The organism is Hirschia litorea, from assembly GCF_042665075.1.
Lineage (GTDB): Bacteria > Pseudomonadota > Alphaproteobacteria > Caulobacterales > Hyphomonadaceae > Hirschia > Hirschia litorea.
On record NZ_JBHTBR010000002.1, the window covers coordinates 262,171 to 277,829 of the forward strand.

Annotated in this window: 14 protein-coding genes; 10 read left to right on the plus strand and 4 right to left on the minus strand. The window is 46.3% G+C overall.

Features of this window, described 5'->3' with window-relative positions; all coding sequences use genetic code 11:
* Positions 1–12: 12 nt before the first annotated feature.
* From secD to ACFQS8_RS01380, 4 genes are all read left to right on the plus strand, one after another.
* Positions 13–1,605, plus strand: coding sequence for a protein translocase subunit SecD (gene secD / locus ACFQS8_RS01365; protein WP_382164988.1), 1,593 nt, complete (start codon positions 13–15; stop codon positions 1,603–1,605).
* Between the two features lie 14 nt (positions 1,606–1,619).
* Complete coding sequence (gene secF, locus ACFQS8_RS01370; protein WP_382164989.1) at positions 1,620–2,603, plus strand: protein translocase subunit SecF; 984 nt, start codon at positions 1,620–1,622, stop codon at positions 2,601–2,603.
* Positions 2,604–3,015: 412 nt separating this feature from the next.
* Positions 3,016–3,339 (plus strand): energy transducer TonB, encoded by a 324-nt coding sequence (locus ACFQS8_RS01375; RefSeq protein ID WP_382164991.1) that lies wholly within the window; start codon positions 3,016–3,018, stop codon positions 3,337–3,339.
* Positions 3,340–3,428: 89 nt separating this feature from the next.
* Positions 3,429–5,468 carry a methyl-accepting chemotaxis protein gene (locus ACFQS8_RS01380; RefSeq protein ID WP_382164993.1) on the plus strand — a complete coding sequence of 680 codons (2,040 nt, stop codon included), beginning with the start codon at positions 3,429–3,431 and terminating at the stop codon, positions 5,466–5,468.
* A 288-nt stretch (positions 5,469–5,756) separates the two neighbouring features.
* On the opposite strand, the gene ACFQS8_RS01385 is transcribed toward ACFQS8_RS01380, so the two are convergent.
* Positions 5,757–6,347: a superoxide dismutase gene (locus tag ACFQS8_RS01385; protein ID WP_382164994.1), complete on the minus strand. Its 591-nt coding sequence runs from the start codon at positions 6,345–6,347 to the stop codon at positions 5,757–5,759.
* A gap of 64 nt (positions 6,348–6,411) precedes the next feature.
* On the opposite strand from ACFQS8_RS01385, the gene ACFQS8_RS01390 reads away from it, so the two are divergent.
* The 3 genes from ACFQS8_RS01390 (at position 6,412) to ACFQS8_RS01400 (ending at position 9,228) form a co-directional block, all read left to right on the plus strand.
* The gene (locus ACFQS8_RS01390; RefSeq protein WP_382164996.1) at positions 6,412–7,104 is read left to right on the plus strand and encodes a squalene/phytoene synthase family protein; all 693 of its coding nucleotides are present in this window, start codon (positions 6,412–6,414) and stop codon (positions 7,102–7,104) included.
* A gap of 111 nt (positions 7,105–7,215) precedes the next feature.
* Positions 7,216–8,592 carry an NAD-dependent succinate-semialdehyde dehydrogenase gene (locus tag ACFQS8_RS01395; protein ID WP_382164998.1) on the plus strand — a complete coding sequence of 459 codons (1,377 nt, stop codon included), beginning with the start codon at positions 7,216–7,218 and terminating at the stop codon, positions 8,590–8,592.
* A 36-nt stretch (positions 8,593–8,628) separates the two neighbouring features.
* Positions 8,629–9,228, plus strand: coding sequence for an SDR family oxidoreductase (locus tag ACFQS8_RS01400; RefSeq protein ID WP_382165000.1), 600 nt, complete (start codon positions 8,629–8,631; stop codon positions 9,226–9,228).
* A gap of 66 nt (positions 9,229–9,294) precedes the next feature.
* On the opposite strand, the gene ACFQS8_RS01405 is transcribed toward ACFQS8_RS01400, so the two are convergent.
* The gene (locus ACFQS8_RS01405) at positions 9,295–10,062 is read right to left on the minus strand and encodes a haloacid dehalogenase type II (protein ID WP_382165002.1); all 768 of its coding nucleotides are present in this window, start codon (positions 10,060–10,062) and stop codon (positions 9,295–9,297) included.
* Positions 10,063–10,258: 196 nt separating this feature from the next.
* Between ACFQS8_RS01405 and ACFQS8_RS01410 the strand changes: the two genes are divergently transcribed.
* Positions 10,259–10,492 carry a hypothetical protein gene (locus tag ACFQS8_RS01410; RefSeq protein ID WP_382165004.1) on the plus strand — a complete coding sequence of 78 codons (234 nt, stop codon included), beginning with the start codon at positions 10,259–10,261 and terminating at the stop codon, positions 10,490–10,492.
* Positions 10,493–10,512: 20 nt separating this feature from the next.
* On the opposite strand, the gene rimK is transcribed toward ACFQS8_RS01410, so the two are convergent.
* Both rimK and trmFO read right to left on the minus strand, forming a co-directional pair.
* Entirely contained in the window at positions 10,513–11,913 is a 1,401-nt protein-coding gene (gene rimK, locus ACFQS8_RS01415; RefSeq protein WP_382165005.1) for a 30S ribosomal protein S6--L-glutamate ligase, read from the minus strand.
* 135 nt (positions 11,914–12,048) lie between these two features.
* Entirely contained in the window at positions 12,049–13,467 is a 1,419-nt protein-coding gene (trmFO, locus tag ACFQS8_RS01420; protein WP_382165007.1) for a methylenetetrahydrofolate--tRNA-(uracil(54)-C(5))-methyltransferase (FADH(2)-oxidizing) TrmFO, read from the minus strand.
* A gap of 223 nt (positions 13,468–13,690) precedes the next feature.
* Between trmFO and ACFQS8_RS01425 the strand changes: the two genes are divergently transcribed.
* Together ACFQS8_RS01425 and ACFQS8_RS01430 are read left to right on the plus strand one after the other, a co-directional pair.
* The gene (locus tag ACFQS8_RS01425; RefSeq protein WP_382165009.1) at positions 13,691–14,683 is read left to right on the plus strand and encodes a DUF3667 domain-containing protein; all 993 of its coding nucleotides are present in this window, start codon (positions 13,691–13,693) and stop codon (positions 14,681–14,683) included.
* 58 nt (positions 14,684–14,741) lie between these two features.
* A complete protein-coding gene (locus ACFQS8_RS01430; RefSeq protein WP_382165011.1) occupies positions 14,742–15,653 on the plus strand; it encodes a hypothetical protein in 912 nt (303 codons plus the stop codon).
* The last annotated feature ends 6 nt before the right edge of the window (positions 15,654–15,659 follow it).

Genomic DNA, 15,659 nt, shown 5'->3' on the forward strand with positions numbered 1-15,659 from the left:
AGACGCTTCATTATGCTGCAATTTCCTCTGTGGAAACGCCTTCTCGTAATTGGCGTTGTACTCCTTGGAGCTTGGTTGTCTTTGCCTAACTTGCTAAGTGCGAGCCAACGCGAAGCCGCTCCGGGCTTTATACCGTCAGAAACTGTGAAACTTGGCCTAGACCTTAAGGGTGGGTCATACCTTCTATTGGAAGTCGACCCGAAGGAGTTGCAACAAAACAGGTTGCGTGAGCTTTCCCGTGATATTCAACGTGAATTGATTAAGAAGCCGAACAACGTAAAGTTCCGTGGACGTGAAGTTGCGGATGGTGGGGTGCGTTTTCGCGTGCTCGAGCCTTCTCAAGCTGACGAAGCAATTCGCCGTGTTAAAGAGCTTTCGTCTCCGGTTGGTGGTATTGGTGGACCTCAAAGTCTAGCTGTGGAAAATCAAAATGGTGTTATTACCGTACGCTTTTCTGATGCCAAACTGGAGGAGCTAGAGGTTGAAGCACTTGATGATTCAATTGAGGTTGTGCGTCGTCGTGTAGATGGATCAGGAACAACTGACCCAAATATTCAACGCCAAGGATCTAATCGTATTGTTCTGGAAGTACCAGGACTTGATGATCCGACTGATTTGATTGCGCTAATTCAGCGTGCCGGGGTGATGTCTATCAATCTTGTTGATGAGGATGCTGACCCAACACAATACCGGTTGGATGAGCCGCGGCTGGGCAAGGTGAAACATCAGGATGCGTATTCCCCTAGAGAATATGTTGTATTTGAAGACCCGATTCTTACGGGAGCGGATTTTGCAAACGCATCTCAAGGCTTTGATGAGAGCAATCGCCCTCAAATTGATTTTACTCTTAAAGGACGTGGACCAAAAGTTTTTGGTGATTTTACCAGTCAAAACGTTGGCCGCACATTTGCGATTGTTCTCGATGGTAAAGTGATTTCTGCAGCGTCTGTGCGTACACCTATTTTGAGTGGATCTGGCCGGATTACAGGATCGTTTGAAATTCAAGAAGCGAATGCAATTGCGATTGTTCTTAGAGCAGGTGAGTTGCCGGCAAAGCTTCAAGTTGTCGAGCAACGTGTTGTTGGGGCTGGGTTGGGTGAAGATTCCATTCGGGCTGGTACAACTGCTTCTATTGTTGGTCTTGTGCTTGTCGCCGTCTTTATGATTATGGCATATGGTCTCTGGGGTGGTTTCGCAGTGGTATCACTAGCAGCCAACATCATGTTGATTATTGGAGCTTTGTCTGGGTTAGGTGCAACGCTTACACTGCCAGGTATCGCAGGTATCATTCTAACAATCGGTATGGCCGTTGATGCGAACGTGCTGGTGTTTGAACGGATACGTGAGGAGGCGCGAAATGGGCGCTCTCCGATAACGTCAGTAGAAATTGGGTATAAGCAAGCCACATCAACAATTTTTGACGCAAATATCACCACCCTGATTGCTGCGGCAGTTCTTTTCCAGCTTGGGTCTGGTCCCGTGAAAGGCTTTGCCGTGACGTTGGGTATTGGGGTTGTAACCTCTGTGTTTACCGCGTTTGTACTGACGCGTATGTTTATGGCTGATTGGTTGCGTATTTTGCGCCCTAAGAAGTTGCCGGTTTAGGAAGGACATAGATCATGTTATTGAAATACCTTCCAGACGAGCCAAAAATTGGCTTCATGAAAGTTCGCATGGCTGCGTTTGTGTTATCGTGTATTATGATAATCGCATCTATTGCTTTGGTTGCGACGCGCGGATTGAATTTCGGAATCGATTTCGTCGGTGGTGTTGTTCTTGAGGTGGAAACGCCGAATGAGCCCATAAATGTTGGCCGTATACGCGATACTTTAGCGCCGCTTAATCTTGGCGATATCCAAGTTACAGAAGTGCGAGAAGTTGTAGCTGTGGATAGTGCTGCAACTGTGGCTATGATTCGAGCAGGAAGCCCTGAGGGTGAGGGCGAAGAAGTTGAACTTGCCGTTCAAGCTATGACAAACAGTATGATTGATACTCTAAAAGCTGAATTTGAAGGCTTAGAGATACGACGCAATGAAGCTGTTGGTCCTAAAGTTTCTGGTGAGTTGATGACGGATGGTGTGCTTGCGCTTGTCGTTGCTCTCGGCTTGATGCTTGTTTATATTTGGTTTCGTTTCCAATGGCAGTACTCAGTCGGTGCTATTCTTGCCCTCGTGCATGATATTATACTGACGATTGGGATGTTCGCATTCACACAGTTTGAGTTTAACCTTTCAACGATTGCAGCCCTTTTAACGATTGTGGGTTACTCCATGAACGATACTGTTGTTGTTTATGACAGGGTTCGTGAGGAATTGAGAAGGTATAAGAAAATGCCTGTAACCGATGTTATCGACTTGTCAGTTAATCGTACATTATCTCGTACCTTACTGACTTCAGGTACGACGTTACTAGCGTTGTTCGCCATCTTTATTCTAGGCGGTGATGTATTGCGTGGCTTCTCGTTCGCAATGATCTGGGGAATATTTGTAGGTACTTATTCTTCTATCTTTATCGCATCTGCAATTTTACTCCAAACCGGTGTTCGTCCAGGTGGAAAGAGTGATGAAGACAACGAGCCTATCCCTCACGGCGCTCAGGTATAGTAAAAGCTTAGTATAGCTTAAGATAAAACGCCCATTTTCTTCGAAGGTGGGCGTTTTCATGTATTAACGCAAATTTCGATTCTCATGATTTTTAGGCGTCATTCTTGGTGGCTGCACTATTTTGAGGTGCTTTGCATTGCGTGTTCTACTTTTGAGTGTTTTGTAAGTAAGAAATTTAGGTGAAATGTGTCGGAAAATAAAATCATTAAAAACAATAAGTTGATCGTATTTGGGTTGACGAATTGAAATTTTTGAAAAACAAAATTTGAAAAGCTAAAAAATTCTCTATTGATATTAACCTAAGATTTCCTTCTGAGACTTAGATTTCACCTTGTAAGCGGAATAAGGCTGGAGTGCGTGCAGCTTCCAGTAAAGAAAAATCCGTAACGCTATTCTGTCTAAGGGTGAAACCATGAAGTTGAAATTCGCATTATCGGCAGCTGTATTATCAGTTGCTTCAGTATTTGGAAGTGCTGCTCCAGCTATGGCTGAAGCGAAGGTTGTTAAGCAAGTTGCTCCAGAATATCCGCGCGGTGCTGAGCGCCGTGAAATGGAAGGCAGCGTATCATTGTCATTTGACGTGAACGACGCTGGTGCAGTTGAAAACGTGCAAGTCGTTGATGCAAGCACACCTGGTGTTTTTGATAGTGCAGCTATTAAAGCTCTAAGCCAATGGAAATTTGAAGCGGGATCACCTGATAGCGGTGTTAACGTTACAATTAACTTTCAGCTTTAAAGTATAAATGAAGGGAACGGACTGCTCTTGGTAGTCCGTTTCTTTTTAAGGTTTGAAATTAACCATAAAATACTCGGGGTTCTAAACTAATGTCAAAGATCAATCACAATCTCATCCGCGTTCGTTTGCCAGCAGCGTTTGCGGCGGCAGGGGTTACCTTGGCAGGAGCTTCGGGGATTTCCATTTCAGCATTAAATTCTTCAAGTGCTGGCTTGAAAGATGTCGTTGAAGCAAAGCTTCCCTTGCTTAAAGCTTCAGATGATATGGGGTCGTCTTCGGGTGTTCTGAAATCTGAAACGCGTGCATTTGCTGGTGCAGTTAGCGAAGTTGAACGTGCCGAATCCATGAGTGAGCTCGTATCTCTTCTTTCTAATATAGATGAAAATATTGCGCAGTTGAACGCCGCAGAAGATGTGGGCGATCTTGGGCAAGTTGTAGCGGCTGTAAGTGATATGCAAGCTGCTGTTGATAGTTTGAATATTGTTGTTTCTGATCGCATTGCTGTAGATGGTCGTCTTGCCAATGCAATGGCTAAAGCACGCGATTTACGTGCAGCAGTCGTAAATGCTGTTGAAACACAGCTCGATAGCGCTGAAGAAGGTGACATTGAAACCTTGCTGCGGATCAGTCTTTCTGCAAACACAATGAATTCATTATTTGGTGAGGTTGAACTCGCGTCGGCTGTTGATGATATCGCTGCGCTAGAGGACAAACTGATCGACCAAGTTGATGAGATTACAGTAAATATTGCTATTCTTGGTTCTGGCGCAAGCAGCGCTTTAAAGGTTTCAGTGAAAGATTTGGTGGCGCTTGCAGATGGTGAAAACACTATCGCAGCAATGAAAACACAATCTATTCAATCGCAAATTCAAGCTGAAGAAATAGCCTCACAAGCAAATTCTGCGGCAGAATCGCTTGCGACTGCGACAGTGCAGCTTGCGGAAGCTATTCGTTCGGACGCTGACGCGACCGCGAAATCCGCCTTGGGTACAAACACAACAGCAACAACTTTGTTGATTTTGATGACTTTGGCTGCCTTGGCAGGTGCTGGTCTCATTGGGTATTTCTATGTTGAGCGTAGAATTTCAAAACGTTTGACAAACTTAAACAACGCGATGGCGCGTCTTGCCAATGGCGAGTTTGATGTTGACCTAACAGGTACTGACGGAAAAGACGAAATTGGCCAAATGGCTGAAACTCTACGTGTTTTTGAAGAAAATGGTCGTGAGCGCTTGCGTCTGGAAGAGCAAACGAGACTTGAAGCTAAAGAGCGTGAAGTACGAACAAAACAAATTGACGGGTTTATCGAAGCGTTTGACGGTAAGATGCGCGATACATTTGAAGTTATGTCACGCGCGACTTCTGAGCTTCAAAATACAGCATCTGTTATGCGCGGGTCTGCTGAAAATGCGACTCACGAAACTGGGTCTGCTGCGAGTGCTGCGGATCAGGCTTCTCACAATGTGAATACTGTGGCGTCAGCAGCTGAAGAAATGTCAGCGTCGATTGCTGAAATCGCGAACCAAATTGTGCACTCAACGAAGATTGCGAAAGAAGCAGTTGATGAGATGCATGTCTCTAGTGAAAGTGTTCGTGGGTTAGATCGTGAAGCGGAAGCTATCGGTGAAGTTGTTGATTTGATTAACAATATTGCGGGTCAAACAAACCTTCTAGCATTGAATGCAACGATCGAAGCAGCACGTGCTGGTGAGGCAGGTAAAGGATTTGCGGTTGTTGCGAACGAAGTAAAGCAGCTTTCTAGCCAGACAAGTAAGGCGACTGAGCAGATTGCAAGTCAGATTGCGAGCATTCAGAATGCTTCAGGATCTGCTGTGTCTGTAATGAATAAAATCTCTACGTTAATCAGTGACATAGACACGATTTCTTCTTCTATTGCTTCAGCGATGGATCAGCAACGTGCGGCGATTATGGAGATTTCTCGTTCTGCACAGGAAGCTGCAAGTGGTGCGCAGAGTGTGAATGATTCAGTACAATCATTGAGTGCAACAACGTCAGAAACTGGTCAATGTGCCCAACAAGTAGAAAGCGCATCCTCAGGATTGGCGATTGAAGCCGATGAACTTCAATCATCTGTTGTGGACTTCCTTCACAAAGTTAGAACTGCTTAATTTTAAAACGTTTTTTATCAAAATAGCCTGTTGATTTTAAGTCGACAGGCTTTTTTGTGCTTTGGTAATACGTGACTGGTGGTGAGGGATTGCCAGTGGTCTGCTGGCTGTCTGGTTGGCGTCTGGAAGTTTTCTGGTCTCGATGAGGTGCTGGGCTGGAGCCAAGCTGTTATGTGTAAGGCTTTCAACAGCTGGCTGATTGCACAAAAAAGGCCGCACCCATGACGGATGCGACCTTATTTTTTAACAATTCAAGCCAAGCTTTTAAAAAGCCAAGCCATATTTTGCTTAGCTTGCGTCAGCAAGGTTTTGGTTCACAAAGTCCCAGTTCACCAATTCGTTCAAAAACACTTCAATGTATTTTGGACGTGCGTTTTGGTAATCGAGGTAATAAGCGTGCTCCCAGACATCCATAGTAAGAAGTGGTGTTACACCATCTTCTGTTAGAGGTGTCTCAGCGTTTGCTGTTTTGCGGACTTCGAGCTTGCCGTTTGCAAGTACAAGCCATGCCCAGCCTGAACCAAATTGAGTAGCACCGGCTGTTGAGAATGCATCTTTGAATGCTTCGTAAGAACCAAAGTCTGCTTTGATTTTGTCAGCGATTGCACCAGTTGGCTCACCGCCGCCTTGTGGCTTCATAGAGTGCCAGAAAAATGTGTGGTTCCAGACTTGAGCAGCATTGTTGAATACGCCGCCATCAGAAGATTTAATGATGTCTTCAAGCGATTTACCAGCGAAGTCTGTGCCTTCAATCATTTTGTTCAAGTTTGTCACATATGCGTTGTGGTGCTTTGCGTGGTGAAAGCTAAAAGTGTTCGCTGACATGTGAGGTTCTAGAGCATCAGTAGGGTATGGAAGTGCAGGAAGTTCGAAAGCCATTGGAATGTCCTCTTTTTTTTAATGAACAGCTAGATATATAACGCTACTGTCCATATATGGTTTCATGACCAATACGACTAGCCCCCAAATCCGCGCATCCGCCAAAGAGCTGGAAATTAAACTAAAATCTTCTGATGAAGATCGTTGGTTAGCCAGTAGATGTGCACCAAAAGCCAAACGCGACAAGATTGTTGCCCTTTATTCGCTCGTTCACGAACTTGAGCGCGCGCTTGGAGTTTCTGAACCGATGCTTGGGCGAATCCGAGTTCAGTGGTGGCGCGAGGTTTTAGAGCAAATTTTTTCTGGCGGAGTCGTACGTTCGCATGATTTAGCTTTTGCGTTGAAAGATGAGTTTGGCGACATGTCAAACATGAAGCCCATGCTGGATGAGCTGCTCAATGCATATGATGATGTATTAGATGGTGTTGAAAACGCCGACAAACCGCCGCGCATGGAGACGGGCGCTTGGATTGCATTGTGTGCAGCAAAGGTTTTAGACCAAGAGGCTGGTCCATATGAGGATGCTATAGCTGCTTGTGGTCGAGGTTATATTTCCGCGCGTATTGGTAGTCCATGCGCTGCCCCGCGACTAGAGGCAGTTCAGCAAGCTTTCCCAACAATACCGCCAGCATTCGGTAGCGCGGTTTTGTATGTCGCGACAATGCCTGCCTATATGACTGGAAAAGGTATTTCCGCATTGGGACGCCGTTGGAGCATATTCAAAGCGATGGCGAGCGGGAAAATCAGTAAACTTTAAAGCTGGATAAATGCGCCGTATCGATTCGGGTGCGTTAATTAAGGAACATCGTGACTTCTGAGGAGTTGGTTTGAGGCAATAAAGCTGCGGATCAAATTTTGGAAGTTCAGAATGTCACAGATTTCGACCATAAACCCTTATACCGAATCCACGCTTAAAACTTACGCATTGATGCAGTCGACAGCCGCTTTCAGCAAAGTAGAAGCCTGTCATGAAGCCTTCTTAAAATGGCGTCAAACCATGCACGAAGAGCGTGCTCAATATCTCTTTAAAATAGCTAAAGGTTTACGAGATCGCTCTGAGGATCTGGCCAAGTTAATGACGGAGGAGACTGGGAAGTTATTGCGGGATGGCGCAATGGAAGTGGAGCTGTGTGCTCGGATTTTTGAGTATACAGCAGAGCATGGGCCTTCAATGTTGGCTGATGAGGCGCGCACTCACTCAGGCGGAAAGAAGAAAGGCTGGGTTACATATTCGCCAATCGGAGTGATTTATAGCATTCAGCCTTGGAATTTTCCGATCTATCAACCCGTCCGTGTGTTAGCTGCAAACTTGATGGCTGGTAATGGTGTCGTGCTAAAGCATGCAAGCATTTGTACGGGGAGTGGGCTTCTTCTGGAGGAAGTCTGCCGAGATGCCGGTCTGCCGGCAAGTCTTTTCCAAGTCTTAGTTATAGATCACGATACATCCGATAAGGTTATTCAGCATGATCTTGTTAGAGCCGTTACGATGACGGGCAGTGATGATGCTGGCCGCCATATTGCTCAGACTGCGGCTGCAGAACTTAAGAAAACTGTTTTGGAGCTAGGTTCTAATGACGCTTATCTGGTCTTAGAAGATGCTGATATAGAACTTGCTGTAAAGACCTCGGTTCAGGGACGATTATTTAATAACGGCGAAACATGTGTATCTGCAAAAAGGTTTGTGGTTACTGACAAAGTTTACGATGCTTTTAGAAGTGCTTTCGTTGAGCAGATGCAGGCCATTAGAATGGGTGATCCGATGGATGATCACACTCAACTAGGTCCGCTTTCAAGCAAAGAACAATTTGAAACAATATCGGAGCAAGTGAGTAAAAGTGTTGATGCTGGTGCAAAGATATTGTGCGGAGGCAATCCACCAGAGCGAACGGGGTATTTCTATCCAGCTACAGTGTTAGATAATTGTGCACCGGGAATGCCTGCTTATGATGATGAGCTTTTTGGCCCTGTCGCATCATTGATACGTGCCAAGGATGATGACGACGCGATGCGCATTGCCAATGATAGCCGATATGGGCTTGGTGGCGGAATATTCAGTAAAGACCAAGACAAAGCACTACGCTTAGCACGCAATCATTTTGACACTGGGATGGTTAGAATAAATTCGTTCGGTGCTGCTGATGTGAATATGCCTTTTGGGGGCGTCAAAAATTCTGGGTATGGCCGTGAACATGGTGGCTTTGGAATCAAAGAGTTCGTCAACGCGAAGGCGATCTACCTTTCTTAAATTCGTACACCCAACTCAACTGAAAAGGAGAATGCAATGAATGTACTTGTCGCTGGTGCGACCGGAAATACTGGTCAACGTCTTGTCCGTGAATTGGTGTCACGTGGACATAATCCAATCGCTTTGGTTCGAGAAAGCTCTGACACATCAAGTCTTCCTGCAAACGTTCAGCTGCGCCAAGGGGACCTGACGGATCTCTCCGATAACGTATGCGATGGCTGTGATTCTGTTGTGTTTGCCGCTGGTTCTGGTGGCAATACGAGCGCTGAAATGACAGATAAAGTGGATCGTGATGGTGCTAAAAGGCTTACCGATATTGCGGCCAAGTCAGACGTGAAACGGTTTGTTATGTTGAGTTCAGTGGGAGCAGAGTTTCCACCGAAGGAAGGTCAGATGGCTCGCTATCTACAAGCCAAGCATGAGGCAGATGAGCATTTAATGCAATCGGGACTGGAGCATGCGATACTTCGCCCGGTGTCTCTAACTGATGATGATGGTGTACGAAATATGGTGTTCGGACAGGCCGTTGATCCCAAGGCGAAAGCTGCGCGCGGTGATGTCGCTGCTGTACTGGCGCGTGCGGTTGATGAGGATCAATGGGTAGGTGCTCCGATTGTGATGCAATCGCATTTGTAATCAGTAGGTTAGGTTAAAATAAGGCCCGCACGATTTGATGTTGTGCGGGCCTTTTATGTTTTGAAATTACTTCACCAGTTTATCTGCTAGTTCGTTGATACCGTTGACGATGAAGTCAGGTTGCTGTGCGAGTGGGTAGAGGGCTTTGCCTGGACGGGCTACGAATACGGCTTGCATGTTGGCTGCTTTGGCTCCGGCAATATCCCATCCATGCGCTGCGACGAGCATGGCGTCTTCAGGTGCAATTTCCATTTTTTTCAATGCCCATTCATAGGCCGCCAGATTTGGTTTGTAGATTTTGATGTCCTCAATGCTCAAGCGTTGGTCGAAATAGGAAGTGAGACCTGCAAATTCAAATTGAGCTTTAACACCCGCATTTGATGAGTTTGTGAGGCTGACAATTGTGTAGCCGGCTGCTTTGAGGCGTTTGAGTCCGTCTATGACATCTGGGTGCGGCGGCAAGGATGTAAGAGGTGTCGCGATAGCGGTCTTGGCAGCTTCTGGGGTGATATCGATATTGTTGTTTTGGGCTACCATCATGAGAGCGGCGACGCCAATCTCTCCAAAACCGTGATATTGGCCTGTGCTTGTGTCTACGAGCGAATGATGAAGCATTGTGGAGAACCATAGCGCCATCAAATCTTCGCGCCCTCCAAGAGCTTGGCTGACGGAAGACTTCATCGCGTCGAGGTCAAGAAGAGTTTCGTTGACATCGAAAAAGATAACTTTGGGAGACATGTTTTCAGGCTCCGCGATAGCTTTGGAGAAAATGGGGGTGAGGCTGATTGAGACAGCAATAATAGCCAGTTGGCCAAGACGTTTTAGGGAGTTCATGGGAGGCTCTTTTTATACGTTTATATTATTCTGATTTTTAACATCTGCAGCCAGCCTGGCCAATGCAAGGAGGTTGCACACGCAGCACACTTACGTTCACTTTATCGAGAGCGAGATAAGTCATAATTGGTACGGTATGCTTGTATAAGTCTCGATCTCTGCAAGGGTGAGACTTTAGATTAAGTGAGGGGATGACATGAAGTCGGACAACAAACAAAAAATGAAACAGCTAGCCCTATGGTTGTATGGCCGTATGGGGCAAATGGCATGCTTCTTCGCAGGTGGGATGCTGCTAATTGGAGAGGAGGCTAAATACAATCAACGCTGGCCAACGATCGTGATCGGGATCGTAATTTTAGTATGTGGTTTGGTTTTGCGGCAGCAAATGATCTATAGAGAGACATCACAAAGTTTGAAGAGTGACATTTAAACTGTCACTCTCCTAAAGCATTAGCTTGGTTTTGCGCTGCGTGTACGAATAGCTGTGTTTACAACCGGTGCGTGAAGCTCAATATGTTCAATCATCATTGAGGCAACATCTTTTTTGGTCGTATTCTCAATTCCCTCAAGGCCGGGAGAGGAGTTCACTTCTAAAATTTTCGGTCCGGTTGAGGATTGGAGTATATCTACGCCTGCAACAGAAAGCCCCATAACTTTGGAGGCTTTAATTGCGACCTTTTTTTCCTCTACTGAAAGCTTAATGACACTGGCTGAACCGCCACGATGCAGGTTTGAACGAAACTCACCTTCAGCACCTTGACGTTTGATGGCACCGACAACTTTATTGCCAACCACAAAACAACGTACATCTGCGCCGCCAGCTTCTTTGACAAATTCCTGCACTAGGAAGTTTGCTTCCAGACCACGGAAGGCATCAATAAGGCTTTCAGCAGCTTTTTTTGTTTCGGCCAATACGACGCCTTTGCCTTGTGTTGATTCAAGGAGTTTTACTACAACAGCGCCATTGCCTGCCAAAGAGATGAGGTCTTTGGTGTCTTTAGGGCTTGAGGCGAAAGCTGTTGCGGGCATGCCTATACGGTGGCGTGCAAGCAATTGGTGTGCGTATAGTTTGTCACGTGAGACGCCAATAGATTGTGCTGAGTTTAAACAATAGGCACCCATCATTTCAAACTGTCGCAAAACGGCCATGCCGTAGAATGTCATACTCGCACCAATGCGCGGAATAACGGCATCGTATTGCGGTAGTGGTTTGCCGTCATAGTGTACTTCTGGCTGCTGGGCATTGATCGCCATATAGCAGCGGCGCGTATCGATCATTTCTATATGATGGCCGCGCTGTTCAGCTGCTTCTTTGAGGCGCTGACAGGAATAGTTATTGGGTTCACGTGTGAGCAGTGCAATACGCAGCGGGCGCTTGGCGGCTTTCTTACGCGGAAAACCCTTATAGAGGTCGTAAGAGAGTTTAGGCTGGATAAAGCTCTCTGCTGGGAGAACAGCCATATCTTCAGTGATAGACGTCCGACCAAAAAGCATTCGATAGGCCATTGTTTCGCGGTTTGTCAGCGTCACTTGGATGGGCCATTTCTGGTCGCCAAATTGTACATTCGTCGAGATAACATAGCGAAGTTCGGTTTCACCGTTTGAAGATGTGACTTCGCGGCGGTCTACGATGGGGGCCGCACACACAACTTCAAGGTCTGGATCGTCTGGATTTGGGCGTAAGGTAAAGCGAATTTGAGGTTTGGAAATAGATCCAAATGGCTCTACAGCATGCGCGTGAAGTGCTGATGTTTTTGCGCCTGTATCGACTTTGGCACGGATTGCAGGAAGGCCAAGGTCAGGCAGGCTTAACCACTCTTCCCAGCCAAGCTTTAAGGGTGTGTCGCTCATAGCAATCTCTTACGTGTCTAAGTGTTAGGTGTAGAAAAATATAGCAGCCAACCAGCCAAGACTTCGTGAGGCCTTACAGCTGACTGCTATTCTAATTCGTGGATGAATGCGACCCCTAAATTTACACCAATCTATCTAAGCTTGAGCAGCTAGCCAGTTTTCAATGTCTTTAAGGGCACGTGCGCTTTGTGCGCGTTTCTTTGCGCGGCTCTTATCTTTTCCGCGATATCTCTTACCTGTTTCTGGATCTTCTTTGTCATATTCTTCAATATCTGGGAAGAGGCCAAAATTGACATTCATAGGCTGGAATGTGGCTTTTCCTTCAAGGTGGCCACCAGTGACGTGGGCAATGAGGGAGCCAAGTGCAGTTGTCTCTGGTGGAGGTGGAATATCGCGTCCAAGGCGCTCATAGGCTGCAAAGCGGCCCGCGAGCAAACCCATTGCTGCGCTTTCAACATAGCCTTCCACACCAGAGACCTGACCTGCGAACCGAATACGCGGGTGAGCTTTGAGTTGAAGCTTTTTATTGAGGACTTTAGGGCTGTTAATGAATGTATTTCTATGAATACCACCAAGACGCGCAAACTCAGCGTTTTCCAAACCGGGTACCATACGGAGCACGTCCATTTGCGGCCCGTATTTCATCTTTGTTTGGAAGCCAACAATGTTCCACAATGTCCCTAATTTGTTATCCTGACGCAATTGCACGATTGCGTGCGCTTTTACTGTTGGATTGTGCGGGTTTGTGAGACCTACAGGTTTGAGCGGCCCATAGCGAAGTGTTTCTGGTCCGCGTCCTGCCATGATCTCAACGGGAAGACAGCCCTCAAAATAAGGCGTGTTTTTTTCCCATTCTTTAAACTCGGTTTTGGGGGCGTCTATCATTGCTTGGAGGAAAGCAAGATATTGTTCCTTATCCAATGGGCAGTTGATGTAAGCGTCTGTCTCTCCAGATGGTCCAGGTTTATCATAGCGAGATTGGCGCCATGCTTTGGTCATGTCGATGCTGTCATAATAGACAATGGGTGCGATGGCGTCGAAGAAGGAAAGTTCTTCTTCGCCGGTTAGCTCTTTTATAGCTTCAGCCATAGATGGGGACGTGAGTGGTCCTGTGGCGATTATGACATTGTCCCATTCCGCCGGTGGAATGCCGATGACTTCTTCTCGGGAAATTGTGATAAGTGGGTGCGCTTCGAGTTTGGCTGTTATGCCTGCGGAGAAATTTTCGCGATCAACAGCAAGAGCGGATCCCGCAGGAACTTGATGCTCAGATGCAGTTGAGATGATCACCCCATTGGCACGGCGCATTTCTTCGTGGAGCAGCCCAACAGCATTGTTTACATGATCATCTGATCGGAAGGAGTTTGAGCAAACAAGCTCCGCTAACCCATCTGTCTGGTGCGCTTCTGTTTTGCGTGTAGGACGCATTTCATGAAGAATGACGGGAACACCCAAATTGGCGGCTTGCCATGCGGCCTCACACCCAGCCATTCCGCCGCCGATGATGTGAATTGGTTTTAAGTCGCTGGACATTGCTTGGGGTGTTTGTGTCATGGGGAGGTGTCTTTTTCCTGTGCTGCGTCTTTCGCAAGGTGGAGTTAAAATCACACCTTGAAGTTATGCGGTAGTCCTGTGGCTAAGAATTTGTCTAGCTATGGTGTGTTTTTAGCAAATAAAATGTTGAAAGTGTAAGACGCTAATTTTTGCTTCGATATGAGTTGACCTGATCGTGCATCATGTAAAAGCTGATGTATGTAATAGACTTGTGAGGGGCAATATGAGTAGCGAGATGGAGGCAGGCGGCCTTTGGGGGATGGCGCGTTCACTGCGTGGGAGTAAAAAAGCAAAACCCAAATTTGACCAATGTCCTAATTGTGAGACGCCTCTATCCGGTCGGTATTGCCATATGTGTGGACAATTGGCGGATGATTTTCAACGTCCGTTTTGGTCGCTCATGGCAGAGGCAGCGTCTGATTTGTTTGCTTTAGATGGGCGTCTCTGGAAGACGGTTCCGCGATTATTATTTAATCCTGGACGCATCACGCGGCAATATATTGATGGCAAAAGAGCTTCTCAAGTTCCGCCCTTTCGTATGTATCTGGTTGCGAGTGTGTTGTTTTTTACAACATTTTTTATGTTGGGTCCAAGCGGAGATGATGTTGAGAAGCTATTTGACTTAACTCCGACACGTGCTGAAGCATGTGAGACTGGCCGCCGCGCGGCTGCGGGAGATTTGGAAGCGGAAAAACAAATCGAAGCTTTCTGTGCGATTGGAGAAAACGAGTTAAAGGAAGTAGGGGATTTGGGTCCAATTGATGTCGGGGATGATATGGGAGCGTATTCGGCTTTGATATCTGAGAACATCAATGCTTTGTACAAGGAACCACAACGATTCTGGCTATTGGTACAAAGCTGGGCTCCGAGAATAGCCTTCCTGTTACTGCCGTTCATGGTCATAGGATTGGGGGTGTTATACCTCTTCAAGCGAGGTGTTTATGTATATGATCATATTGTGCTGGCGCTCCACTTTCTAACTATGCTGTTTCTGCTGTGGACGATTAGTTTTGCGCTACCGTCGGCGGTTTCTGGTTGGTTTGTATGGATTTTAATGCTCTACCCATTTGTGTATCTATATCGCTCGTTTCGCGTTGTTTTTGATAGCGGACGTGTATCCTCATTTGTTAGAACGTCGATCATGTGGATTGGGAGTTTTGTTGTCGCCGCGTTTTTGATGATTGTGATGGTGGCGACGATCACGATTACAGCGTAAGTTGAGTTATCACCTCGTTTGTGTATAGAAATATTGTGATTTTTTAAGGGGTTTTGGGATGTCAGAAATATCAGCGGGTAAAGTGCCGATTCTTGAGAGTGTCGGCGTGGCGTACAAATACCTTGCCGCAAATTGGCAGAGATGGATCCCCGCATGCTTGCTGCTTGGTGCGGCTTCTGGGTGGTATCAGATGCAGGTTATCAGGACGGCTTTGGATGCCGCAAATGGTGTGAACTCTAATATGATCGCATTTGGGGTTTTCTGTATATTTATGCTTGTGAACATTGTGGTGGGTGTGGCGATTTATCGACACGTTTTGCGTGATGAGTATTTGCCTCCCATAGGTTTAAGCTTTGGCATAGATGAAATGCGCGTCTTGGGTGTTACGTTCTCTTTAGCGCTTTTGTTTGGTATATTGGGTTTTTTCATTGTTCTGATTTTTGCTGTTGCAGCTTCAATCCTCGTTGCAAGTAATGGTTTAGACGCTGAATTAGCGAGCACGAATCCTGAGCTGTTTTTGGAACAATTCTTTGCTGCTTTGGGATCGGGCAATGGTCCGATATTGGCAATTTTTGGTATTTTGATTTTTGCAGGAATGTTTTTTGCTGGGGTCCGGCTGACCTTTGTGACTGCGGCAACTGTTGCTGAAAGACGTATGATGGTGTTTCAGACTTGGAGTTTTGCCAAAGGCAATTTCTGGCGCATTGTAGGGGCAATTTTGCTTACGGTTCTGCCACTTGCACTGGTTGGCGGAATTATTGTCAGCATTTTTCAGCTGGTGATTGTTGGCGGTACAGAGGTTGAGAATATGATTGCGGCGAGCTTGCCGCAATTATTTGTAGTGAGTGCGATAGAGGGGTTTGTAAACGCAATTGTCTCCATCGCGAGCATCGCGCTAATCGCTTACCTTTATAAAGGACTTCGTCCATCAGATGAAGAATTAGAGGCTTTGAATTCTAAAACCTCCTGATAAAGA